19 protein-coding genes are annotated in these 23,217 nt (G+C 71.3%); 10 read left to right on the forward strand and 9 right to left on the reverse strand.

Annotated features, from left to right (window positions below; genetic code table 11):
- Positions 1–138 precede the first annotated feature (138 nt).
- Positions 139–3,276: an isoleucine--tRNA ligase gene (gene ileS / locus ACWY4P_RS39505; RefSeq protein ID WP_456205423.1), complete on the reverse strand. Its 3,138-nt coding sequence runs from the start codon at positions 3,274–3,276 to the stop codon at positions 139–141.
- A 591-nt stretch (positions 3,277–3,867) separates the two neighbouring features.
- Here ileS and ACWY4P_RS39510 point away from each other — a divergent pair.
- The 4 genes from ACWY4P_RS39510 to ACWY4P_RS39525 all read left to right on the forward strand — a co-directional run bounded on the left by ACWY4P_RS39510 (position 3,868) and on the right by ACWY4P_RS39525 (position 6,759).
- Positions 3,868–4,632, forward strand: a complete 765-nt coding sequence (locus ACWY4P_RS39510; protein ID WP_456205424.1) for a TraR/DksA family transcriptional regulator — start codon at positions 3,868–3,870, stop codon at positions 4,630–4,632.
- 74 nt (positions 4,633–4,706) lie between these two features.
- The gene (lspA, locus tag ACWY4P_RS39515) at positions 4,707–5,285 is read left to right on the forward strand and encodes a signal peptidase II (RefSeq protein WP_456205425.1); all 579 of its coding nucleotides are present in this window, start codon (positions 4,707–4,709) and stop codon (positions 5,283–5,285) included.
- A gap of 65 nt (positions 5,286–5,350) precedes the next feature.
- Complete coding sequence (locus ACWY4P_RS39520; RefSeq protein WP_456205426.1) at positions 5,351–6,292, forward strand: RluA family pseudouridine synthase; 942 nt, start codon at positions 5,351–5,353, stop codon at positions 6,290–6,292.
- Positions 6,289–6,759, forward strand: a complete 471-nt coding sequence (locus ACWY4P_RS39525; RefSeq protein WP_456205428.1) for a GNAT family N-acetyltransferase — start codon at positions 6,289–6,291, stop codon at positions 6,757–6,759. The genes ACWY4P_RS39520 and ACWY4P_RS39525 overlap by 4 nt, the downstream gene beginning before the upstream one ends.
- 13 nt (positions 6,760–6,772) lie before the next feature.
- Here the strand turns inward: ACWY4P_RS39525 and ACWY4P_RS39530 are convergent, their stop codons facing one another.
- On the reverse strand, positions 6,773–7,894 hold the full coding sequence (locus tag ACWY4P_RS39530) for a mechanosensitive ion channel family protein (RefSeq protein ID WP_456205430.1): 1,122 nt from the start codon (positions 7,892–7,894) through the stop codon (positions 6,773–6,775).
- Between the two features lie 77 nt (positions 7,895–7,971).
- Here ACWY4P_RS39530 and ACWY4P_RS39535 point away from each other — a divergent pair, with 77 nt between their 5' ends.
- On the forward strand, positions 7,972–8,529 hold the full coding sequence (locus tag ACWY4P_RS39535) for a dienelactone hydrolase family protein (protein ID WP_456213212.1): 558 nt from the start codon (positions 7,972–7,974) through the stop codon (positions 8,527–8,529).
- Between the two features lie 26 nt (positions 8,530–8,555).
- On the opposite strand, the gene ACWY4P_RS39540 is transcribed toward ACWY4P_RS39535, so the two are convergent.
- From ACWY4P_RS39540 to ACWY4P_RS39550, 3 genes are all read right to left on the reverse strand, one after another.
- Entirely contained in the window at positions 8,556–9,392 is an 837-nt protein-coding gene (locus tag ACWY4P_RS39540) for a thioredoxin domain-containing protein (protein ID WP_456205432.1), read from the reverse strand.
- Positions 9,393–9,457: 65 nt separating this feature from the next.
- On the reverse strand, positions 9,458–10,138 hold the full coding sequence (locus ACWY4P_RS39545) for a hypothetical protein (protein ID WP_456205434.1): 681 nt from the start codon (positions 10,136–10,138) through the stop codon (positions 9,458–9,460).
- A gap of 121 nt (positions 10,139–10,259) precedes the next feature.
- Positions 10,260–11,585 (reverse strand): DUF2252 domain-containing protein, encoded by a 1,326-nt coding sequence (locus tag ACWY4P_RS39550; protein WP_456205436.1) that lies wholly within the window; start codon positions 11,583–11,585, stop codon positions 10,260–10,262.
- A gap of 206 nt (positions 11,586–11,791) precedes the next feature.
- Between ACWY4P_RS39550 and dnaE the strand changes: the two genes are divergently transcribed.
- Positions 11,792–15,337, forward strand: a complete 3,546-nt coding sequence (dnaE, locus tag ACWY4P_RS39555; protein WP_456205437.1) for a DNA polymerase III subunit alpha — start codon at positions 11,792–11,794, stop codon at positions 15,335–15,337.
- Positions 15,338–15,431: 94 nt separating this feature from the next.
- Here dnaE and ACWY4P_RS39560 read toward each other — a convergent pair whose 3' ends face one another.
- Entirely contained in the window at positions 15,432–15,632 is a 201-nt protein-coding gene (locus ACWY4P_RS39560) for a hypothetical protein (protein ID WP_456205438.1), read from the reverse strand.
- Positions 15,633–15,907: 275 nt separating this feature from the next.
- Between ACWY4P_RS39560 and ACWY4P_RS39565 the strand changes: the two genes are divergently transcribed.
- The 4 genes from ACWY4P_RS39565 (at position 15,908) to ACWY4P_RS39580 (ending at position 20,020) form a co-directional block, all read left to right on the forward strand.
- Complete coding sequence (locus ACWY4P_RS39565) at positions 15,908–17,263, forward strand: NYN domain-containing protein (protein WP_456205439.1); 1,356 nt, start codon at positions 15,908–15,910, stop codon at positions 17,261–17,263.
- Between the two features lie 114 nt (positions 17,264–17,377).
- Positions 17,378–18,397, forward strand: coding sequence for an ABC transporter ATP-binding protein (locus ACWY4P_RS39570; protein ID WP_456205441.1), 1,020 nt, complete (start codon positions 17,378–17,380; stop codon positions 18,395–18,397).
- 106 nt (positions 18,398–18,503) lie between these two features.
- On the forward strand, positions 18,504–19,304 hold the full coding sequence (locus ACWY4P_RS39575) for an ABC transporter permease (RefSeq protein ID WP_456213213.1): 801 nt from the start codon (positions 18,504–18,506) through the stop codon (positions 19,302–19,304).
- A gap of 59 nt (positions 19,305–19,363) precedes the next feature.
- The gene (locus tag ACWY4P_RS39580; protein WP_456205442.1) at positions 19,364–20,020 is read left to right on the forward strand and encodes a DUF2567 domain-containing protein; all 657 of its coding nucleotides are present in this window, start codon (positions 19,364–19,366) and stop codon (positions 20,018–20,020) included.
- A 161-nt stretch (positions 20,021–20,181) separates the two neighbouring features.
- Here ACWY4P_RS39580 and ybaK read toward each other — a convergent pair whose 3' ends face one another.
- Genes ybaK through ACWY4P_RS39595 form a run of 3 tightly spaced genes read right to left on the reverse strand, consistent with a single transcriptional unit; the run spans position 20,182 to position 23,073 of the window.
- Positions 20,182–20,679, reverse strand: a complete 498-nt coding sequence (gene ybaK / locus ACWY4P_RS39585) for a Cys-tRNA(Pro) deacylase (protein ID WP_456205444.1) — start codon at positions 20,677–20,679, stop codon at positions 20,182–20,184.
- A 24-nt stretch (positions 20,680–20,703) separates the two neighbouring features.
- Positions 20,704–21,444 carry an LON peptidase substrate-binding domain-containing protein gene (locus tag ACWY4P_RS39590; protein ID WP_456205445.1) on the reverse strand — a complete coding sequence of 247 codons (741 nt, stop codon included), beginning with the start codon at positions 21,442–21,444 and terminating at the stop codon, positions 20,704–20,706.
- A gap of 33 nt (positions 21,445–21,477) precedes the next feature.
- Positions 21,478–23,073: an oxidoreductase gene (locus tag ACWY4P_RS39595; protein WP_456205447.1), complete on the reverse strand. Its 1,596-nt coding sequence runs from the start codon at positions 23,071–23,073 to the stop codon at positions 21,478–21,480.
- Positions 23,074–23,217 lie beyond the last annotated feature (144 nt).

The raw sequence follows: 23,217 nt of genomic DNA on the forward strand, positions 1-23,217 counted from the left end.
CTCCGCCGCATGGTGGGGGGCCGAAGTCCCGGCCCCCCACCACGATGTCCGCGCCGAAGACGCAACCATCAATTGCGCAACCCATACGGCGAGCAACCAGGTCCGCGAGAGCGGCGCCGGTTTAGGCGCAAAAAGGGGTTACGCCTTGCGGAGGCGGAAGGCGAGGCCCAGGGCCTCGTCGGAGAACTCCTCGCCGTAGGCGGAGTCACCGTCGCCGGACGCGAAGTCCGTCGCGAGGACCTCGTCCGCGATCAGCGCCGCGTGGTCGGTCAGCGCCGTACGGACCTCCTCGTCCGCCGCGCGCCAGCGCAGCGCGATCCGGTCGGCCACGTCGAGGCCGCTGTTCTTGCGGGCCTCCTGGATCAGCCGGATCGCGTCACGGGCGAGCCCCGCGCGCCGCAGTTCCGGGGTGATCTCCAGGTCGAGGGCCACCGTCGCGCCCGCGTCGGAGGCGACCGACCACCCCTCGCGCGGGGTCTCGGTGATGATCACCTCGTCCGCGGACAGCGCGACCGTCTCGCCGTCCACCACCACCGTCGCCGTCCCCTCGCGCAGCGCCACCGACAGCGCGGCCGCGTCCGCCTCGGCGATCGCCTTGGCGACCGGCTGGGTGCCCTTGCCGAAGCGCTTGCCCAGCGCGCGGAAGTTGGCCTTCGCCGTGGTGTCGACGAGCGAGCCGCCGACCTCGCTGAGCGAGGCGAGGGACGAGACGTTCAGCTCCTCCTCGATCTGCGTGCGCAGCTCCGCGGACAGCGACTCGAAGCCGGCCGCCGCGACCAGCGCGCGCGACAGCGGCTGACGGGTCTTGACCCCGGACTCGGCGCGGGTCGCGCGGCCCAGCTCCACCAGGCGGCGCACCAGCGTCATCCGCGTCGAGAGGGCCGGGTCGATCAGGTCCTTGTCGGCCTCGGGCCACCTGGTCAGGTGCACGGACTCCGGGGCGTCCGGGGTGACCGGGACGATCAGGTCCTGCCAGACCCGCTCGGTGATGAAGGGGACGAGCGGGGCCAGCAGCCGGGTGACCGTCTCGATCACCTCGTGCAGCGTGCGCAGCGCGGCCGCGTCGCCCTGCCAGAAACGGCGGCGGGAGCGGCGGACGTACCAGTTGGACAGGTCGTCGACGAAGCCCGACAGCAGCTTGCCGGCGCGCTGGGTGTCGTACGCCTCCAGGGCCTGCGTCACCTGCTCGGTCAGCGTGCCCAGCTCGCCCAGCAGCCAGCGGTCGAGCAGCGGCCGGTCGGCCGGGGCCGGGTCGGCCTCGCTCGGGGCCCAGCCCGAGGTGCGCGCGTACAGGGCCTGGAAGGCGACCGTGTTCCAGTAGGTGAGCAGCGTCTTGCGGACGACCTCCTGGATGGTGCCGTGGCCCACCCGGCGCGCCGCCCAGGGCGAGCCGCCGGCGGCCATGAACCAGCGGACGGCGTCCGCGCCGTGCTGCTCCATGAGCGGGATCGGCTCCAGGATGTTGCCCAGGTGCTTGGACATCTTCCGGCCGTCCTCGGCCAGGATGTGTCCGAGGCAGACCACGTTCTCGTAGCTCGACCTGTCGAAGACGAGCGTGCCGATCGCCATCAGGGTGTAGAACCAGCCACGGGTCTGGTCGATGGCCTCGGAGATGAACTGCGCCGGGTACCGCTTCTCGAAGACCTCCTTGTTGCGGTACGGGTAACCCCACTGGGCGAAGGGCATCGAGCCCGAGTCGTACCAGGCGTCGATGACCTCGGGGACCCGTACGGCCTCCAGCTCGCAGCCCTCGGCGGTGCAGGTGAAGGTCACGTCGTCGATGAACGGCCGGTGCGGGTCCAGGCCCGTCTGGTCGGCGCCGGTGAGCTCGGAGAGCTCGGCGAGGGAGCCGACGCAGGTGAGGTGGTTGTCGGCGCAGCGCCAGATGGGCAGCGGGGTGCCCCAGTAGCGGTTGCGGGACAGAGCCCAGTCGATGTTGTTGTTCAGCCAGTCGCCGTAGCGGCCGTGCTTGACCGACTCGGGGAACCAGTTCGTCCGCTCGTTCTCGCGCAGCAGCGCGTCCTTGACCGCGGTGGTGCGGACGTACCAGGACGGCTGCGCGTAGTAGAGCAGCGCGGTGTGGCAGCGCCAGCAGTGCGGGTAGCTGTGCTCGTACGGCACATGCCGGAACAGCAGGCCGCGGGCGTCCAGATCGGCCGTCAGCGCCTCGTCGGCCTTCTTGAAGAACTGGCCACCGACCAGCTCCAGGCCCTCCTCGAAGGTGCCGTCCGTGCGGACCGGGTTGATGTACGGCAGGCCGTACGCACGGCAGGTCCGCAGGTCGTCCTCGCCGAACGCAGGGGCCTGGTGGACCAGGCCGGTGCCGTCCTCGGTCGTCACATACTCGGCGTTGACCACGAAGTGCGCGTCGCCGTCGACATCCACGAGGGCGAACGGGCGCTGGTAGGTCCAGCGCTCCATCTCGGCCCCGGTGAACGCCTGCCCGGTCGCGGTCCAGCCCTCCCCGAGCGCCTTCTCCAGCAGCGGCTCGGCGACGACCAGCTTCTCCTGGCCGTCGGTGGCGACCACATAGCGGACGTCGGGGTGCGCGGCGACGGCCATGTTGGACACCAGGGTCCACGGCGTGGTCGTCCACACCAGCAGCGCCGCCTCGCCCGCCAGCGGGCCCGAGGTGAGCGGGAAGCGGACGAAGACCGACGGGTCGACGACCGTCTCGTAGCCCTGCGCCAGCTCGTGGTCGGACAGACCGGTGCCGCAGCGCGGACACCAGGGGGCGACCCGGTGGTCCTGGACCAGCAGCCCCTTGTTGAAGATCTCCTTGAGCGACCACCACACCGACTCGACGTACTCGGGGTTCATGGTCCAGTACGCGCCGTCGAGGTCGGTCCAGAACCCCATGCGCGTGGTGAGCTCGGCGAAGGCGTCGATGTGCCGGCTGACCGACTCGCGGCACCTGGCGTTGAACTCGGCGATGCCGTACGCCTCGATGTCCTGCTTGCCGCTGAAGCCGAGCTCCTTCTCGACGGCCAGCTCGACCGGCAGGCCGTGGCAGTCCCAGCCCGCTTTGCGCTCGACGTGGTAGCCGCGCATGGTGCGGAAGCGCGGGAAGACGTCCTTGAAGACGCGGGCTTCGATGTGATGGGCGCCCGGCATGCCGTTGGCGGTCGGCGGGCCCTCGTAGAAGACCCACTCGGGCCGCCCCGCGGACTGCTCGAGGCTCCGGGCGAAGATCTTGTTCTCCCGCCAGAAGTCGAGCACGGCGTGCTCGAGGGCGGGCAGGTCGACCTGGGCGGGCACCTGGCGGTACTGCGTCATCGGATGCTTCCTCCGGCGGACACGTGCTGGTTGCGTTCCGTCGGAGGGACGAGAGCTCGCGCTCCCGCGGTACCACCCTCCTTGGCCGGGAGCGGCTTAAAGCTCCTGGCCCCCTCATTGGGGTCGCGACGCCGGTTTTACTGGCCCTGAGCGGGGGTTCTTCCGGCAGCTCCGGGGTGATCCTTCACATCGCGCTCGCCCCCGGGCTCGCACCGTCCCCGGGTCGCTCATGGCTGCGTACGACGCTACTCGTCCCCTTCCACGCCTTTCGCTTCGCCCAGTGTACGGGTCCGGGCGCCACCTGGCCGACCGGTTTCCGGGCTGCGCCGAGTGAGGTACGGGCCACCGGGGCGGTGACCCGAATGGCGATACGCACGGTGCCGGAGTCCGCCTGGCCGGGACGTCACCACGCGGTACTGATTCATGGCCGGATTACCGGGCGGGCGGTGGGGCACAACCGATGAGACCGGGTTGTCCCGCGGGCAAGCCGGGCGAATCGGGCGGCGTGCCCCGTTGCCGAGTGCCTGGAGTCGATTTATCGTTCCGGAACGATTCGCGTGCAAGATCACAATATGTGAAGGGGCCGCGGCCATGGTGGCGAGGAAGACCGCCGTGAAGAAGAGCACGGCGAAGGCGACGAAGGCCACGACCGTCAGGAAGAGCGCTTCCGGGAAGAAGGCGGCAGCACCCGCCATGGCGGCCGGGAAGGCCGCGAAGAGCGAGGTGGGCAAGAAGGCCGCGGCCAAGAAGGTCACGGCCAAAAAGGCCGAGGCCACGAAGGCCACGGCCAAGAAGACCACCAAGAAGGCCGCACCGGCCGAGCAGGCGGTGCCCGCGAAGAAGACGGGAGCCAGGAAAGTGGTTGCGAAGAAGACTCCGAGCGGGGCGCCGACCGCGAAGCAGGCCCCCGAGGCGCCCGGCGCCGTCCCCAAGGCCCGCACCCGCATCGGCCCCGTGGTCCCCGGCGAGCTGGCCGTACGCCCGGGTGAGGAACCCTGGTCGCCGGAGGAGGTGGCCGCGGCGCGCACCGAGCTGATGACCGAGGCCGATCGGCTGCGCGCCGAGATCCTCGCCTCCGAGGAGGCGATCAGCGGGCTGATGCGGGACTCCGGGGACGGCGCCGGCGACGACCAGGCCGACACCGGCACCAAGAACATCACGCGCGAGCACGAGCTGGCCCTGGCCGGCAACGCCCGCGAGATGCTGCTCCAGACCGAGCGCGCCCTGGAGCGGCTGGACGCCGGGACGTACGGGCTGTGCGAGAACTGCGGCAACCCCATCGGCAAGGCCCGGATGCAGGCGTTCCCCAGGGCCACGCTCTGCGTGGAGTGCAAACAGCGGCAGGAGCGGCGCTGACCGCCCGTCGGGAGTGCCGTACCCTCGTCCTCAGCCAGGGGGAGACTGGCCCGGACGATGTTTGAGGGACTCACGTGACAGAGGCGGAGCAGGCCATCGGTACGCCAGAAGCGGGGAAGGCCGAGGAAGGCGCCGTCGCGGGTGCCGGCGGCGCGGAGGCCGGGCGCGGGCGGCGGCGCATCGGGGTGCTGCTCGCGGTCGCCACGTTCGCCTACCTCGTCGACCTGAGCAGCAAGCTGCTCGTGGTCGCCAAGCTGGAGCACCATGACCCGATCGAGGTGATCGGCACCTGGCTCCAGTTCGAGGTGATCCGCAACCGGGGCGCGGCCTTCGGCTTCGGCGAGGCCATGACGATCGTCTTCACGGTGATAGCGACGGGCGTCATCGTGGTGATCGCCCGGCTGGCCCGCAAGCTCTACAGCCTGCCCTGGGCCATCGCGCTCGGGCTGCTGCTGGGCGGCGCCTTCGGCAACCTCACCGACCGCGTCTTCCGCGCGCCCGGCGGGCTACAGGGCGCGGTGGTCGACTTCATCGCACCCGCCCACTTCGCGGTCTTCAACCTCGCCGACTCGGCGATCGTCTGCGGTGGCTTCCTGATCGTCATCCTCTCCTTCCGCGGCCTGGACCCGGACGGCACCGTCCACAAGGACTGACCGCAGGAGCAGGGGGCTGAGGACTGACGTACGAACCGGGGTGTGCGGTCCGGCATACTCGACGGGTGAGTACGATTCCCGAGATCCGCACGCTCCCCGTACCCGACGGCCTCGAAGGCGAGCGCGTCGACGCCGCGATCGCACGCATGTTCGGCTTTTCTCGGACCAAGGCGGCGGAGCTGGCCGCCGCGGGAAAGGTGCAGGTCGACGGCAGCGTCGCGGGCAAGTCCGACCGAGTCTCCGGCGGCGCCTGGCTCGAGGTGGAGATGCCCCAGGCCGCGCCGCCCGTACGGGTCGTCGCCGAGCCCGTCGAGGGCATGGAGATCGTGCACGACGACGAACACGTCGTGGTGGTCGACAAGCCGGTCGGGGTCGCCGCCCACCCCAGCCCCGGCTGGACCGGGCCCACCGTCATCGGCGGCCTGGCCGCCGCGGGCTTCCGTGTCTCGACCTCCGGGGCCGCCGAGCGGCAGGGGATCGTCCACCGGCTGGACGTCGGCACCTCCGGGCTCATGGTCGTCGCCAAGTCCGAGCTCGCCTACACCCTGCTCAAGCAGCAGTTCCGCGAGCGCACGGTCGACAAGCGCTACCAGGCCCTCGTCCAGGGCCACCCCGACCCGCTCAGCGGCACCATCGACGCGCCGATCGGCCGCCATCCGCAGCACGACTACAAGTGGGCCGTGACCGCCGAGGGCAAGCCCAGCGTCACCCACTACGACCTCATCGAGGCGTTCCGCGCCGCCAGCCTCCTCGACATCAAGCTGGAGACGGGCCGCACCCACCAGATCCGCGTCCACATGGCGGCCCACCGCCACCCGTGCGTCGGCGACCTGACGTACGGCGCCGACCCCACGCTCGCCAAGCGGCTGCGGCTGACCCGGCAGTGGCTGCACGCCGTGCGCCTGGGCTTCGAGCACCCGGGGGGCGGCGGCTGGGCGGAGTTCGAGAGCCCCTACCCGGACGACCTGCAGAAGGCGCTGGACACCGTGCGGGCGGACAGCGCGTGACGTACCGGATCGAGGCCGTGGGCGCCGACGCCCTCGAGGCCTGCCGCGGGGTCCGCCGCGAGGTCTTCGTCGTCGAGCAGCGGATTCCCGAGTCGGAGGAGATGGACGAGTACGACGCACACGCCGTCCACCTCCTCGCCACCGGCCCCGAGGGCCCGGCGGGCACCGTCCGCTTCCTCCATGGCGCGGCCGCGGACAAGAAGTACGGCCACGCGGGCGTGGACGGCGCCACGACCGCGGTCCTCGGCCGGCTCGCGGTCCTGCCGGCCGCCCGCGGCACCGGGCTCGGCGCGGAGCTCGTCCGCGCCGTCGAGGCGGAGGCGCTGCGGCGCGGTCTCGCCGAGGTCTACCTGGAGTCCCAGACCCACGCCCTCGGCTTCTACGAGCGCCTCGGCTACGCGGCGTACGGCCCCGAGTTCGACGAGGGCAGCGGGATCCCGCACCGCGCCATGCGCAGGGCGCTGTAGCCCCGGACAGGACCTAGCTCCGGCGCGGGCCGGTGCCGTCCTTGCGGAGGTCGCCGTCGAAGCGGGTGAGGCGGTCCTCGGAGTCGGCCGCGGTCCGCGGCGGCTGGATGGTCGCCGTGGTGATGCGCGGCAGCGCGTACGGATGGTGCTCCCGCAGCCACGCGATCATCTGCTCCCGCACCTCACAGCGCACATCCCACACGTTGTCCGCGTCCCGCGCCGTGACCAGCGCCCGCACCACGATCGTGGACGGCGTGGTGTCGGTGACCGCGAGGCTCCAGTCCCGGCCGTCCCACGCCGGGGACTTCCGCACGATCTCGCCCAGCCGCACCCGCATCGCCGCGACCGGCGCCGAGTGGTCGAGGTGGAAGAAGACCGTGCCGGTCTTCTGCGTGCCGCCGCGCGACCAGTTCTCGAACGGCTTGGCCGTGAAGTACGACACCGGCATGGTGATCCGGCGCTCGTCCCAGGTCCGCACCGACAGAAAGGTCAGCGTGATCTCCTCGACCGTGCCCCACTCGCCGTCCACGACCACCGTGTCGCCTATCCGCACCATGTCGCCGAAGGCGATCTGCAGCCCGGCGAAGAGGTTGCCCAGCGTCGACTGCGCGGCGACGCCGGCGACGATGCCCAGGATCCCGGCGGAGGCCAGCATGGAGGTGCCCACCGTGCGCATCGCGGGGAAGGTCAGCAGCATCGCCGACGCCGCGACCACCCCGACGATCGCGGTCACCACCCGCTGGATGAGCGTCACCTGGGTGCGCACCCGGCGCACCCGCGCCGGGTCGTGCGCGCTGGCGGCATAGCGGCGGTACGAGGACTCCACCACCGCCGCCGAGACCCGCACCGCGAGCCACGCTGCGGCAGCGATCAGCACCAGCGCGAGCAGCTGCGCGATGCCCGACGTGTGCTCCCGGACCACCCGCGCGTGCGTCTTGTCGTACGAGCCGCGCAGCAGCGCCGAGCACACCGTCACCTGGAGCGGAAGCCGGCAGCGCCGTAGCAGGCCCCACAATGGCGTCTCCGCGTGGCGGGCGTCGGTGCGCCGCAGCAGCCGGTCGACCGCCCAGCCGATGAACAGGGTGATGGCGAGCGAGCCGCCTATGACGACGAGCGGACGCAGTACGTCCTCCATGGACACCTATCCTGATCCTTCTCTCGCGACAAGGAAGTGACGAAGTGACCCGTTCCCCGATCCTGCTCCTCCATTCGATGTACGGGCTGCGGCCCGCCGTGCACGCCGCCGCGGAGCGGCTGCGCGCGGCGGGGCACGAGGTTCACGTACCCGATCTGTTCGAGGGGCGGACGGCCGACAGCGCCGAGGACGGCATGGCCCTCAAGGAGGAGATCGGCAAGGATGAGCTGCTGCGGCGGGCCGTGGCGGCGGTCGCGCCGCTGTCGGACCGCGGCGTGGTGTACGCGGGGTTCTCGCTCGGCGGGTCGATCGCCCAGAACCTGGCGCTGGGCGACGAGAAGGCGCGCGGGCTGCTGCTTCTGCACGGCACCTCGGACATCGCCGAGGACGCGGCGGCGGACGGCCTGCCGGTGCAGCTGCATGTCGCGGATCCGGACCCCTTCGAGCCGCACGACTGGCTGAACGCCTGGTATCTGCGGATGGGGCGGGCCGGGGCGGACGTGGAGATCTACCGCTATCCGGGGGCCGGGCACCTGTTCACCGACCCGGAGCTGCCGGACTGGGACGAGGAGGCGGCCGAGGCCACCTGGAAGGTGGCGCTCGGCTTCCTCGCGGAGGTGGCGGGGGAGCGGTAGCCGGTCAGCGCCCCGGGCCGTCGGCGCTACTTCCTGAGGTTCTGCTGGACCAGCGGGGTGAACTGGTCCGGGGTGAGCGGGGGGCTCCCCTTGCTGTCCGCCGTCAGGATCTTGCCGTTCAGCTTGATCGTCGGGGTGCCGGTCACGTCCTTGGTGTCGTCGAACGTCTTCGACATGGCCAGCGCCCACCGGTCGTAGGTGCCGTTCGTCACGGCCTTCTCGAAGGTCTTGTTGCCCTTGAGCTCCTTGACCTGCTGGGCGATGGCGATCAGCTTCTGGTCGCCGGCGAAGGCGTCGTCGGTCTCCTGGGGGTGGTTCTTGGCCGAGTAGAGCGCGGACTTGTACTCCAGGAAGGCGTCCGGGCTGACATTGAGGGCCGCGCCCAGCGCGCTCAGGGCGTTCTTCGAACCGGCCCCGACGATGCCTTCCTTGTCGTCCAGGAAGGTGCCCATCGTGTACTGCGCCTTGAAGGTGCCGTCCTTGATGTCCTTCGCCACGGTCCTGCCCGTGTACTGCTCGAACTCCGCGCAGATCGGGCAGCGCATGTCCTCGTAGACATGCAGGGTGTTCTTGGCGTTCTTGTTGCCGATGACCACGGTCGTGCCCTGGGGGCCGGTGGTGTGGGCGGGCTTCACCAGGGCCGTCTTCTCGGCGGCGGCCTTCCACTTCTTGCTGGCGTTGTCGCCGCCGTTCAGCTGGGTGACGCCGTAGCCTATGCCGCCCGCTATCGCGAGGATGGCGACGACCGCGCCGCCGACGACCAGCTGGCGGCGCATCCGGTCCTTCTTGGCCTGGCGCTCGCGCTCGGCGCGCAGCCGCTCGCGGGCGGCCTGCTTGTTCTGGTGGCTGTTGCGGTTGCTCATGGTGGATCGGTCTCCGTCGTGTGAAGGTCGCACGAAGTCGCACGAAAGGGTGGGAAACGCTGTGCTCAGGCGGTGGCTGAGCACGGCGGACCACGCCGCACGACGGAGTGCACGAGGAGAGGGAGCGCCGGGGCCGGACTCGGGGGTCCCACCGGCCGCGGGGAGCGGCGCCGGGGCGCGAAGGCCGCGGTGACCACCGCGGCGGCCAGCAGCAGCGGCCGGAAGGCGAAGGCGGTGAGCGAGGTGAGCAGCCGGGCCACGGCGGCCTCGCCGCGCCGCAGCCAGGCCGCGGCGATCAGCCCGACCGCGACATGGGCGGCGAGCAGCAGCCAGGGGGTGGCGGAGCCCACGGCGGCCGTGAGGGCGCCGCCGCCGTCCGGCCCGGCGACCCGGGCCAGCGGGGAGCCGACGCCGCCGCCACCACACAGGAGGTCCACCCCCAGGGCGCGCAGGGAGCCCGCCACGGGGCCGCCAGAGGGCCCGTAACAGGCGCTCTGGCCGGTGGTGAACACCGTGTCGGCGGCCAGCTCCAGCGGGACCAGGAGGGCGGCGATGCTCCAGTAGCCGCGCTCCCGGCCCGCCAGGGCGTACGCGATCACGAAGACGACGGCCGACAGCGCCGCCACGGTCGGCAGCGGCAGCGGCGCGCGCGACAGCAGGACGTGGGCGGCGGAGGACAGCGTGACGCACAGCGCTGTGAACAGCGCCGCGCGCAGTGCCCTCAGCAGCGGTCCCGTACCGTCCATAAGGTCCGATTGTCACACGACGGGCTGTAGGGGTGGCGTCAAGATCGTGGGCGGGGATCGCTCCCCGCCCACCCGCCTGCGACCTTGAGCAGGTCCACGCGGCGGAGCCGCATATCGATACTCACAGCCCGGGAATGCGGCCGTTCCGGAAGAGGTCCACGAAGATCTGGTGGTCGGCCCGCGCCCGTGCCCCGTAGGAGTGCGCGAAGTCCACCAGCAGCTCCGCGAAGCCGCCCTCGTCCGCCGCGATCACCGCGTCGATGGCCCGCTCGGTGGAGAAGGGCACCAGCGAGTGGCCGCTCTGGTCGTCGGCGGCCGCGTGCATGGTGGCCGTGGCCCGCCCCAGGTCGGCGACGACCGCCGCGATCTCGGCCGGATCGTCGATGTCGGACCAGTCGAGGTCCACCGCGTACGGGGAGATCTCGGCGACCAGCTGCCCCGAGCCGTCCAGCTCGGTCCAGCCCAGCCAGGGGTCGGCGTGCGCCTGTAGGGCGCGCTGCGAGATGACCGTGCGGTGTCCCTCGTGGTGGAAGTACGAGCGCACCGGCTCGTCCGTGATGTGCCGGGAGACCGCCGGGGTCTGCGCCTGCTTCATGTAGATCACCACATCGTTCTCGAGGGCGTCGCTGTTGCCCTCCAGAAGGATGTTGTACGAGGGCAGCCCGGCGCTGCCGATGCCGATGCCGCGGCGGCCGACGACGTCCTTGACGCGGTAGGAGTCCGGCCGGGCGAGGCTGGACTCGGGGAGCGTCTCCAGATAGCCGTCGAAGGCGGCCAGGACCTTGTAGCGGGTCGCCGCGTCCAGCTCGACCGAGCCGCCGCCGGAGGCGAAGCGCCGCTCGAAGTCGCGGATCGTGGTCATCGAGTCGAGCAGCCCGAAGCGGGTCAGCGAGCGGGCGTCACGCAGCGCGTCCAGCAGCGGGCCCTCGGCGGTCTCCAGGGTGAAGGGCGGCACCTCGTCGTTCTTGGCGCCGGCGGCCAGGGCGTGGATACGCTCGCGGTAGGCGGCCGCGTAGATGCGCACCAGCTCGCTGATCTTCTCGTCGCTGAGCGCCTTGGTGTAGCCGATCAGCGCGACGGAGGCCGCGAAGCGCTTGAGGTCCCAGGTGAAGGGGCCGACATACGCCTCGTCGAAGTCGTTGACGTTGAAGATCAGGCGGCCGTTGGCGTCCATGTAGGTGCCGAAGTTCTCGGCGTGGAGGTCACCGTGGATCCACACCCGGCCCGTGCGCTCGTCCAGGTAGGGGCCGCCGTCGCGCTCCTGCTCCACATCGGCGTAGAACAGGCAGGCCGTGCCGCGGTAGAACGCGAAGGCCGAGGCGGCCATCTTGCGGAACTTGACGCGGAAGGCGGCCGGGTCGGCGGCGAGCAGCTCGCCGAAGGCGGTGTCGAAGATGGCGAGGATGTGCTCGCCGCGCTGTTCCGCCTGGGTCTGCTGGGTCGGCATCGCGGGGCGCCTCCTGGTGCGTGAAAAAAGAACGTGTAGAAGAGCATGACAAAGATCGCGAACGGGACGGCTCGTTCCGTCCGTCCCAACGCCTGAGGCTACTCGTGGGTGCCCGCCCGCTGTCAGTCCGGAGGGGTAACCTTCGGAGCTGTTCCGTCACCGTTCATCGCCACCCGTCACCGACCGTTCGCCGGAGGTCTGCCACCGTGACCAAGCCGCCCTTCACGCACCTGCATGTCCACACCCAGTACTCGCTGCTGGATGGTGCGGCGCGGCTCAAGGACATGTTCAACGCCTGCCAGGAAATGGGCATGACGCACATCGCCATGACCGACCATGGCAACCTCCACGGCGCGTACGACTTCTACCAGCAGGCGACCGGCGCGGGCATCACGCCGATCATCGGGATCGAGGCGTATGTCGCCCCCGAGTCGCGGCGCTACAAGCGACGGGTCCAGTGGGGCCAGCCGCACCAGAAGCGGGACGACGTCTCCGGCTCCGGTGGTTACACCCACAAGACGATCTGGGCCTCCAACAAGGCCGGTCTGCACAATCTCTTCAGGCTCTCCTCGGACGCCTATATGGAGGGCTACTTCGTCAAGTGGCCCCGGATGGACAAGGAGACCATCGCCCAGTGGTCGGAGGGCCTGATCGCCTCCACGGGCTGTCCGTCCGGCGAGCTGCAGACCCGGCTGCGGCTCGGCCAGTTCGACGAGGCCCTCAAGGCCGCCTCGGAGTACCAGGACATCTTCGGCAAGGACAAGTACTTCCTTGAGCTGATGGACCACGGGATCGAGATCGAGCGCCGGGTCCGCGACGGCCTGCTGGAGGTCGGCAAGAAGCTGGGCATCCCCCCGCTGGTCACCAACGACTCGCACTACACCTACTCCCGCGAGTCCGAGGCCCACGACGCGCTGCTGTGCGTCCAGACCGGCAAGAACCTCTCCGACCCCGACCGCTTCCGCTTCGACGGCTCCGGCTACTACCTGAAGTCGACGGACGAGATGTACGCCATCGACTCCTCCGACGCCTGGCAGGAAGGATGCCGGAACACCCTGCTGGTCGCCGAGCAGATCGACGCCACAGGGTGGTTCGACAAGCATGACCTGATGCCGCGCTTCGACGTGCCCGAGGGCTACACGGAGGTCTCCTGGTTCCAGGAGGAGGTCAAGCGCGGCATGGAGCGCCGGTACCCGGCCGGGGTGCCGGAGGACCGCCAGAAGCAGGCCGATTACGAGATGGACGTCATCATCCAGATGGGGTTCCCGGGCTACTTCCTCGTGGTCGCCGACTTCATCATGTGGGCGAAGAACAACGGCATCGCGGTCGGCCCCGGCCGTGGTTCCGCGGCCGGTTCGATCGTCGCGTACGCGATGGGCATCACCGACCTCGACCCGATCGACCACGGCCTGATCTTCGAGCGGTTCCTGAACCCCGAGCGCGTCTCCATGCCCGATGTCGACATCGACTTCGACGAGCGCAGGCGCGGTGAGGTGATCAGGTACGTCACCGAGAAGTACGGCGCCGACAAGGTCGCCCAGATCGGCACGTACGGCACCATCAAGGCCAAGAACGCGATCAAGGACTCGGCCCGGGTACTCGGTTACCCGTACGCGATGGGCGACCGGATCACCAAGGCCATGCCCGCCGATGTGCTCGGCAAGGGCATTCCGCTGTCCGGCATCACCGACGAGAAGCACCCCCGCTACAGCGAGGCGGCCGAGGTGCGCGGGATGTACGAGAACGAGGCGGATGTGAAGAAGGTCATCGATACCGCCCGCGGTATCGAGGGCCTGGTGCGGCAGATGGGTGTGCACGCCGCGGGCGTGATCATGTCCAGCGAGACCGTGACCGAGCATGTGCCGGTCTTCTCGCCGAAGAACGACGGCCAGGTCGTGACCCAGTGGGACTACCCCACCTGTGAGTCGCTCGGCCTGCTGAAGATGGACTTCCTCGGCCTGCGCAACCTGACCATCATGGACGACGCGGTCAAGATGGTGCGCGCCAACAAGGGCGTCGACCTCAAGCTGCTCGAGCTGCCGCTGGACGACCCCAAGACCTATGACCTGCTGTGCCGCGGTGACACGCTCGGCGTCTTCCAGTTCGACGGCGGCCCCATGCGCTCCCTGCTGCGCATGATGAAGCCCGACAACTTCGAGGACATCTCCGCCGTCTCGGCCCTCTACCGGCCGGGCCCGATGGGCATGAACTCGCACATCAACTACGCGCTGCGGAAGAACGGCCAGCAGGAGATCACCCCGATCCACCCGGAGCTGGAGGAGCCGCTCAAGGAGGTCCTCGGCATCACCTACGGCCTGGTCGTCTACCAGGAGCAGGTGCAGAAGGCCGCCCAGGTGCTCGCGGGCTACTCACTGGGCCAGGCCGACCTGCTGCGGCGCGCGATGGGCAAGAAGAAGAAGGAGGTCCTCGACAAGGAGTTCATCCCCTTCCAGAAGGGCTGCCGCGACCGCGGCTACTCCGACGAGGCCATCCAGGCGGTGTGGGACGTGCTGGTCCCCTTCGCCGGCTACGCCTTCAACAAGGCCCACTCCTCCGCGTACGGTCTGGTCACCTACTGGACCGCGTACCTCAAGGCCAACTACCCCGCCGAGTACATGGCCGGGCTGCTCACCTCGGTGCGCGACGACAAGGACAAGTCGGCGATCTACCTCAACGAGTGCCGCCGCATGGGCATCAAGGTGCTCACGCCGAACGTCAACGAGTCCGAGGCGAACTTTGCCGCCCAGGGCGACGATGTGATCCTCTTCGGTCTCACCGCGGTCCGTAACGTCGGCGCCAACGTCGTCGAGGCGATCATCCGCAGTCGCAAGTCGAAGGGGAAATACAGCTCCTTCCCGGACTATCTGGACAAGGTCGAGGCGGTCGTGTGCAACAAGCGCACCACCGAATCGCTGATCAAGGCCGGGGCCTTCGACGAGATGGGCCACACCCGCAAGGGGCTCACCGCCCACTACGAGACCATGATCGACAACGTGGTCGCGGTGAAGCGCAAGGAGGCCGAGGGCCAGTTCGACCTCTTCGGCGGCATGGGCGGCGACGACGGAGGCGGCGACGGGCCGGGCTTCGGGCTCGACGTCGAGTTCTCCGACATCGAGTGGGACAAGGCGTATCTGCTCGCCCAGGAGCGCGAGATGCTCGGCCTGTACGTCTCCGACCACCCGCTCTTCGGCATCGAGCACGTCCTCAACGACAAGGCCGACGCCGCCATCGCCCAGCTCACCGGCGGTGAGCACTCCGACGGCGCCATCGTCACCATCGGCGGCATCATCTCCGGCCTCCAGCGCAAGATGACCAAGCAGGGCAACGCCTGGGCCATCGCCACCGTCGAGGACCTCGCGGGCTCCATCGACTGCATGTTCTTCCCCGCCACCTACCAGCTGGTCTCCACCCAACTGGTCGAGGACACCGTCGTGTTCGTCAAGGGACGCCTCGACAAGCGCGAGGACGTACCCCGGCTGGTCGCCATGGAGCTCATGGTCCCCGACCTGTCCGAGGCCGGGGCCAACGCGCCCGTGACGATCACCATCCCCACGGTGAAGGTCACCCCGCCCCTGGTCGAGAAGCTCGGCGAGGTGCTCACCCACCACCGGGGCTCCACCGAGGTGCGAATCAAGCTCCAGGGGGCGCGTAAGACCACGGTGCTCCGGCTCGACCGGCACCGGGTCACCGCCGACCCCGCGCTGTTCGGCGACCTCAAGGTGCTGCTGGGGCCGGCCTGCCTGGCGGGCTGACGGACACCAGTCATGAGAGCGGGCTGACGGACCACCGCTCATGGGAGGGGCGCGCCCGCACCGGGCGCGCCCCTCAACCGCTGTGCGGTGGCGATCAATTGTGGCCGAAGCTCTTCTGCCGGTCCTTACGGGCGGTGGTCGAAGGGGCCGTCGCCGGGCCGCCCTCCGACTGCATGGCCTGCGACTGCGCGTCCATCGAGGAGTTCTGTGCCTGCTCACTCGGACGGTCGGCCGTACCGCGGCCCTGGCGCTGCTGCTGTTGCTGCTTGCGGTCGCGGTTCTTGTTCTTAGCCATGGTCCTGTGCCTCCAGTTGGGATCGCCCCCCAGGGGAAGAGCCCTCCGGGAAGAAACACTGGCACGCCGGAGCGAAGGCTGCATTTCGGGCAATTACGGTGAGTGAGAAGGAGGGTCTTCGAGGGTAAGCCGTATCCGCCACGCCAGTGATCCAGTTCGGACTGATAACCCCGGTACGGTCGGGCACACTCCATGAAGAGGCCGAAAACAGGAATCTGAGCACGGCTGTGCACGGGGGGCGACCGAGGACTGGACTTCAGGAAAGAGGGTGGAACGTGGACCGCTGCGTCGTCCTGGTGGACGCCGGCTATCTGCTGGGCGCCGCCGCGAGCCTGCTCGCCGGGGAGCCAGCCCGGTCCCGCATCTCCGTCGACCACGCGACCCTCATCCAGGGGCTGCGCGAGCGCGCCGAAGCCGACACCGAGCGGCCGCTGCTGCGCATCTACTGGTTCGACGGAGCCCCCGACCGCGTTCCCCAGCCCGAGCACCGGCGGCTGCGCGTCATGCCCCGTGTCACCGTCCGGCTGGGCGCCCTGACCCGCAGCGACGGCCGCTGGGCGCAGAAGGGCGTGGACGCCGCCATGCACGCCGAGCTCACCGAGCTGGCCCGCAACCGCGCCTGCTCCGACATCGTCCTCGTCACCGGCGACGGCGACCTGCTGCCCGGCCTGATGTCCGCCAAGGAACACGGCGTGGCCGTCCACCTGTGGGCCGTCCAGGCCGCCGACGGCGACTACAACCAGTCGGAGGACCTGGTCGCCGAGGCCGACGAGCGGCGGGTCCTGGACCGCGCGTGGATCACCCGGGCCGTCCGCGCCAAGGACCTCACCGGGCCGTGCGCGCCCGTCTCCGAGCCCCGGCCGGAGATCGCGGCCATCCTCTCCGCCCCGCTGCCCGAGACGGCCGCGGCGGCCGCCGCAGGGGCGGTGACCGGTGTCTCCGGGGTTCCGGGCGTCCCCGGCGACCTGGCCCCGGGCCGCAACGGCGCCGCACGGCCGGGCGGCGCGCCCGGGCGCGCCGCGGGCGGGCGGGCCGCCGACGCGGCCCCGGCGGGCGGCTCCGGCGCCGCCGGCCCCGACACCGCCCCGGCGGACGGCACGGAGGCGGGCTCAGCGCCCGGCGGCAGAGGCGTGCCCACGCCCAAGGACCTCGCCGACCTCGGCCGCGGCGCCGGCAGCCACACGGGCGCCCAGCCGGCCCCCAGCGCCACGCTGCGCTGGTCCTCCGACAAGGGCTGGATCGAGCGCGGCTCGGGCACCGGGCTCGGCGAGCCGCCGGAGACCGCCGGGCTGCCCATGCTGGCCCAGCTCACCAGCCCCGAGCAGCGCTGGGCCGACCGCGAGGAGGACATCACCACCGTCAGCGGCGACCCCTTCGAGGTGGGCCAGGTCTTCGCCCGCCGCTGGATCGAGCGGCTCTCCGACCCGGGCCACCTCCAGCAGCTCTCCACCGAGTACCCGCGCATCCCCCACCGCATCGACGGGGAACTGCTGCGCTACGCGGCCCGCTTCGGGCTGCTCGCCCACAAGGACGACCAGATCGACGAGCACGACCGCTACGCGATCCGGGCCGGCTTCTGGCGCGAGATCGACACCCGTACGGCCGCCGAGCACGCCCCGGCACCCGACTGATTGCCCCGGCGCGGGCACCTCCCAGCGGCAGCTGGGGGAGAACCGAGCCATGGATAAGGGGCGCCCCCGACCCGAGGGCAAGCGGGGGTGATTGGACGCGTACCCTCGTAGCTCGTGAGGACGGGCGCGAAACAGGCTGTGGGCGGCGATGTGGTGTGCACCGTGCGCGGCCTGGTCAAGACCTATCCCACCGCGCGCGGCCGCCGGGGCGCGCCCGTCGCCCCCGCCGTCCGGGCCAGTGACGGCATCGACCTCGAGGTGGGCCGTGGCGAGGTGTTCGGGCTGCTCGGCCCGAACGGCGCCGGGAAGTCCACCCTGGTGCGCCAGCTCACCGGGCTGCTCCGCCCCGACGAGGGCAGTGTCCGGGTCCTCGGCCACGATCTCGTACGCCACCCCGAGCGCGCGGCGCGCCTCCTCGGCTATCTGGGGCAGGACTCGACCGCGCTGGACGAGCTGACCGTCTCGCTCGCCGCCGAGACCACGGGGCGGCTGCGCGGGCTGGACGTCCGCGCCGCCCGCGCGGAGCGGGACGCGGTGATCGAGGAGCTGGGCCTCGGCGAGCTGGCCGGGCGCCCGCTCAGGAAGCTCTCCGGCGGGCAGCGGCGGCTGGCCTGCTTCGCCGCCGCGCTGGTCGGGGAGCGGCCGCTGCTGGTGCTGGACGAGCCGACCACCGGGATGGACCCCGTCGCCCGGCGGGCCGTGTGGGCCGCCGTCGACCGGCGGCGGGCGGAGCGGGGGGCGACGGTGCTGCTGGTCACGCACAATGTGATCGAGGCGGAGACCGTCCTGGACCGGGTGGCGGTGCTGGAGCGCGGCCGGGTCATCGCCTGCGACACCCCGGCCGGGCTGAAGACGCTGGTCGCCGACGAGGTCCGGGTGGACCTCGTATGGCGCGGGGAGCCGCCGCTGGAGGTGCCGGAGGTCGCGGCGCTGCGGGAGGCCGCGCTGGTCTCCGGGCGGCGCTGGACGCTGCGGATGGCCCCGGAGCGGGCCCGGGCCGCGATCGCCACGGTGACCGGCGGCCCGGCCTTCGCCGCGCTCGACGACTTCACGCTGGCGACGCCTAGCCTGGAGGACGTCTATCTCGCCCTTGGCGGCCGCTCGGAGGGGGCGCAGGGGCTGGTGAAGGCGTGACGACCATAGGGGCCGCCGGTGCCGCACGGGGTGCGGCCGGCGCGGGGAACAGGAGCAGCACAAGGTGAGTGTCGTGCCCGTGGAGGCTGTGTCCGGCGGAGAAGCCCTGGCCGGGGCCGCCGAGGCGCCGTGGCCCGGCGGCGACGCCGCCCCCGCCCCACTGGCGGCGCGGGCGCGGCTGCTGCCCGCGCTGGCCGCCGTCTACCGGGCGCAGCTGTCCCGGGCCCGGGTGGCCCGGATACCGCTGCTGTTCGTGGCGACCTTCCAGTCCGTGGGAATCATGATCCTGATGCGCGGGGTCGTGGACGGCGGGGTGGAGGCGCGGTCCGTGGTCGCCGGGTCCAGCGTGCTGGTCGTGGCGTTCGTCGCGCTGAACCTGCTGGCGCAGTACTTCGGGCAGCTGCGGGCGAGCGGCGGGCTCGACCACTACGCGACCCTGCCGGTGCCGCCCGCCGCCGTCGTGCTCGGCGCGGCGGCCGCGTACGCCTCCTTCACCGTGCCGGGGACGGTGGTCACCGCCGTGGTGGGGAGCGCGCTGTTCCAGCTGCCGATGGCGCATCTGTGGGTGCTGGGCGCGGTGATCCCGCTGTCCGGCGCGGCCCTCGCGGGCCTGGGCGCGGCGCTCGGGCTGCTCGCGCCCCGCCAGGAACTGGCCACGCTGTGCGGGCAGTTGGGCATGTCGGCCGCGCTGCTGCTGGGCGTGTTGCCTGCCGAGCGGATGCCCGCGCCGGTGTCGTACGCGCGCGATGTGCTGCCCTCGACGTACGGTGTGGAGGCGTTGGCGCGGTCCTTCGACGGGCACCCCGACTGGCTGGTGGTCTGCGCGGACCTCGGGGTGTGCGCGGGTGTGGCGGTGGTCTCGCTGGCCGCCGCGACCTGGGCGTATCGGCGCGCGGCCGTGCGGTGACGCGCCGCGGCGCGCCTCCCGCCGCCCGCTGTACCTCCACCGCCTGGCACCATGACGGGGTGACCGCACCGTTGACTCCGCACGATCAGCCTCAACAGCCTTCGCCGCACGACCCGTCTCCGTTGGGAGGTGCAGTGCCCTACCCCTCCGCCTCGGACGCCTCTGGGCCGGACCCCTCGGCTCCGGACCACTCCGAGCCCGGCCCCGAGCTGCGCGCCGAGCTGGTGCAGGCGGCGCTGGTGGCGATCGGGGTGGCGGTGTCCGGGGTGCTGCTCGGGCTGGTGTGGCTGTGGCTGGCGCCGCGGGTTCCGCTGGTCTGGATCGGCGACGGGATCTATCCGAAGGACGCCGAGGGCGAGCAGGCGATGGGGGCGGACGGGGTGTTCACCCTGTGGGCGCTGGCCTTCGGGGCCGTGTCCGCGGGCCTCGTCTTCTGGTTCTTCCGGCGGGGCGGCATCGCGCTGGTCGTGGGGCTCGCGATCGGCGGGGTGCTGGCTTCGGTGATCGCCTGGCGGCTCGGTGTGTGGCTCGGCCCCGAGTCCAGTATCGAGGCGCACGCCAAGGCGGTGGGCAAGGGCGTGACGTTCGACGCGCCGCTGAAGCTGGCGGCCAAGGGGGCGCTGCTGGCGTGGTCGTTCGCGGCCATGGCGGTACACCTGGGGCTCACCTCGCTTTTCGGACCGCGAGACGAAGAGCCGGCGCAGCCGGCGGGCTGAGCTGTGCCGACGCAGCCGGCGGGCTGAGCTGTGCTGGCGCAGCCGACGGGCTGAGGGCGTGCCGGCACGGCCGGCGCCTGCGGTTGCGGTGACTTCGAGTCGGCGACACGCCGGTGCCACGGCGTGTCGCCGGCTCAAAGTCACCGCAAGAGCCGAGTCGATCAGGTGTCGAAGCGCGCGATCGGCGCCAGCACCGCGTCCGTGAGTGTCGCGAGGTCCTTGGGCGACAGCTCGACCTCCAGCCCGCGCCGCCCCGCCGAGACGCAGATCGTCTCGTGGGTGGACGCCGACGCGTCCAGGGCCGTGGGCAGGCGCTTGCGCTGGCCGAGCGGGGAGATCCCGCCCAGCACGTAGCCCGTGCTGCGCTCGGCCGCCGCCGGGTCCGCCATGGTCGCGCGCTTGCCGCCCACCGCCGCCGCCAGGGCCTTGAGGTCGAGCGTGGCGGAGACGGGCACGATCGCGACGGTGAGGCCGCCGTCGACGCTCGCGATGAGGGTCTTGAAGACCCGGGCCGGGGCCACGCCGAGGGCCTGCGCGGCCTCCTCGCCGTAGGAGGGGGCCGCCGGGTCGTGCTCGTAGGCGTGCACCGTGAAGGCGGTGCCGGCGGCGGTCAGGGCGGTGGTGGCCGGGGTGCCGGCGGAGGTCTTCTTCTTGGCCATATGAGGTGGGGGTGAGGTGGGGTCTCAGTTGGGGCTGGTGGGGTGGCGGGTCAGATCGACCGCGGGAAGCGAGGGGAGCTTACCGATCAGGGCGCTCTCCGCGCGCAGTACTTTCAGCTCCTCGGCCAGCCGGGTGGCGGTGTCGGGGGCCTGTAGCAGCCGCTGCTTGGTCGGCGTGTCGAGCACGGCGGCGGCCGCGACCAGGTAGGAGAGAACGGACGGCTCGCCGGGCAGGTCCTGCTGGGCGGCCAGGGTCCGCTCGCGGGCGCCCGCGAGCCGCTTCTGGTAGGTGCGGAAGGCGCGTACGACACCGGAGGCGAGCGCCCCGGCGCCGTCCCCCGGCTTCTCGTCGAGCTCGTCGATCTCGGCCGTCAGATACGGGCCCGAGGGGTCGACCGAGCGCAGTTCGAAGCGGGTGGTGCCGGTGGCGAGCACCTCGAAGGTGCCGTCCTTCTGCTCCCGGATGGTGGCCGCGTCCGCGACACACCCGATGGCGTGGAAGGACTTCATCGGCTCCAGCCCGAACCCGGCCGCCGCGCCGCGTTCGGGCTCGGCGGTGGGGTCCGGGAGGCCGACCGCCGTCGGTGCGACCTCGCGGCCGTCCCGGATGGCGATGACACCGAAGCGGCGTGGCGCGTCCTCGGGGAGCGCCAACAGATCGCGCATCATGGCGCGATACCGCTGCTCGAAGACGTTCAGGGGCATGACGAGCCCCGGGAACAGCACCGTGTTCAGCGGGAAGAGCGGAAGGCGCGCGGAGGTCACAGGCGTTAAGCCTAATGGCCCCGCGCGCCCCGATCACTGGCGGCGCAGCAGCCGGGAGGCGCCAGCGGCGACGGTGGTGGCCAGGATCCAGCCGAGCAGGATGGTCACGATGGCCGCCCATTGGACCGCGCCGTCGGGTTTCCAGTAGCTGTCCTGGCCCAGGTCGATCACCGGGAGCAGCAGGTCGAGGGTGTACAGCGAGGCGTTCCAGTTCGGCGACTCGCCCGGCTTGATGGGATCCGGCCGGTTGTGGGAGAAGAACACCGAGCCGATCGCCCACAGCACCGCCATCCACACCGCCGCCCGGCCGGGTCGGTAGCCGTAGGCCACGGTCCAGTCCTGGAGATAGCCCCACAGCTTCCCGGCCGGCGGCAGCGTCTCGCGGCGCCGCCGCTCCTTGGCGAGCAGCACCTCGCGCGCCTCCGCGTCCTCGCCGCTGGTGCGCATCGCCGTGGCGAGCATCTCGTACGGGCCCCGGGAGAACTCCGGGGTCGCGGCCGCCACCCACTCCAGCCGCCGGGAGAGCGGGAAGTGGCCGACCGGGATCAGACACTCGTAGGAGAAGCCCGCCATGGTCAGCCCGCCGGGGCCCGGCCAGCTGACCGACTTGTCAACCAGGTTGACCACCCGCGCGCCGGAGAGGATCACCCGTCCCCGCTGCGGCCGCTCCCCGACGAACCGCAGCTCCGGCGTCTGGATCCGGCGCAGCGACAGCTCCTGGTCGTTCTCCATGACGAAGCGGGCCTGGTCGAAGTCGACCGCGTCATTGAACCGCCCGTCGTCCAGGCGTATCCCGCCCTCGCACTCGAAGCGCTGGATACGCGTCCCGCGCGTCGGCGTGTTGCTGGTGCCGTACGGCGGGGTGGAGCCGCTGGAGTAGCTGCTCACCCCGGCGGCGGTGAGGTAGAGGCTGCGCTCCACGGTCAGCTGCGGGGCGTTCAGCGCGCGGCGCCCGTACGGATTGCGCAGCTGGGCGCCGCGCAGGCTGAGCGACACGCCGATCTGCGCGCCGCGCATGCTCAGCTCGCCGTGCGACTCGATCATCTCGGCCTGTAGGTCCTGGGCGACGGTCAGCCCGTCGGCGGCGATCGACTGGCCCCGCCGGTCCCGGCGCACCACTAACTGATTGAGCAGCAGGTCCGTACCGATATGGGCGTCGGTGAGCCGGATGCCGTGCTCCACGACACAGCGCGGCAGATGCAGATCGCCCTCGGTGCGCAGCCGCGCCGCCTCCAGCCGCGGCAGCGCGCAGCCGACCAGGCGGAGCGTGGTGAAGCTGGCCTCGGGGAGCAGCACCTCCCGCTCGAAGCGGCAGTTCTTCATCTCCACATACGGCTCGATGGTGCCGCCGGCCAGGTCGAGCGTGCCCGTGATGTGCACCCCGTTGAGCTTGAGCGCGGCGACCCGGCCGGGCTGCGGGGGAGGGCCGTCGAGCAGCAGCAGGGCTACGACGCGGGCGCGCACACTGCGCTCGGGGCCCCAGGCGTAGGGGCCGGAGGGGTCGTTGCGCTGAGGGTGGGAGGTGCGCAGATCGTGGGTGCTGCCGTTGCGGAACGCCTGCCACATGCCCCACTCCGCGGTGGTCAGGTCGAGCCCGGGGGGTGGATCGCCGTCGCGTGGCTCGGTCACAGCCGTGTCCCCTCCTGTTCTCCGTACCCCCGTACGGATCCCCATTCCCGCTGAGTAACCGCTTGAACGCTTGCGGTCAGGGTTAACTTCCAAGGTCAACTTAGGGGGTACGTATCACTCACTGATACGGGGGGCGGGCCGCCG

The sequence above is a fragment of the Streptomyces sp. LZ34 genome, assembly GCF_053890475.1.

Bases quoted from the DNA above. Each gene is read 5' to 3' on its own strand.
- ileS (WP_456205423.1), bottom strand. From the start codon at position 3,276: ATGACGCAGTACCGCCAGGTGCCCGCCCAGGTCGACCTGCCCGCCCTC.
- ACWY4P_RS39510 (WP_456205424.1), top strand. From the start codon at position 3,868: ATGGTGGCGAGGAAGACCGCCGTGAAGAAGAGCACGGCGAAGGCGACG.
- ACWY4P_RS39530 (WP_456205430.1), bottom strand. From the start codon at position 7,894: ATGGAGGACGTACTGCGTCCGCTCGTCGTCATAGGCGGCTCGCTCGCC.
- ACWY4P_RS39535 (WP_456213212.1), top strand. From the start codon at position 7,972: ATGTACGGGCTGCGGCCCGCCGTGCACGCCGCCGCGGAGCGGCTGCGC.
- ACWY4P_RS39540 (WP_456205432.1), bottom strand. From the start codon at position 9,392: ATGAGCAACCGCAACAGCCACCAGAACAAGCAGGCCGCCCGCGAGCGG.
- ACWY4P_RS39545 (WP_456205434.1), bottom strand. From the start codon at position 10,138: ATGGACGGTACGGGACCGCTGCTGAGGGCACTGCGCGCGGCGCTGTTC.
- ACWY4P_RS39550 (WP_456205436.1), bottom strand. From the start codon at position 11,585: ATGCCGACCCAGCAGACCCAGGCGGAACAGCGCGGCGAGCACATCCTC.
- ACWY4P_RS39560 (WP_456205438.1), bottom strand. From the start codon at position 15,632: ATGGCTAAGAACAAGAACCGCGACCGCAAGCAGCAACAGCAGCAGCGC.
- ybaK (WP_456205444.1), bottom strand. From the start codon at position 20,679: ATGGCCAAGAAGAAGACCTCCGCCGGCACCCCGGCCACCACCGCCCTG.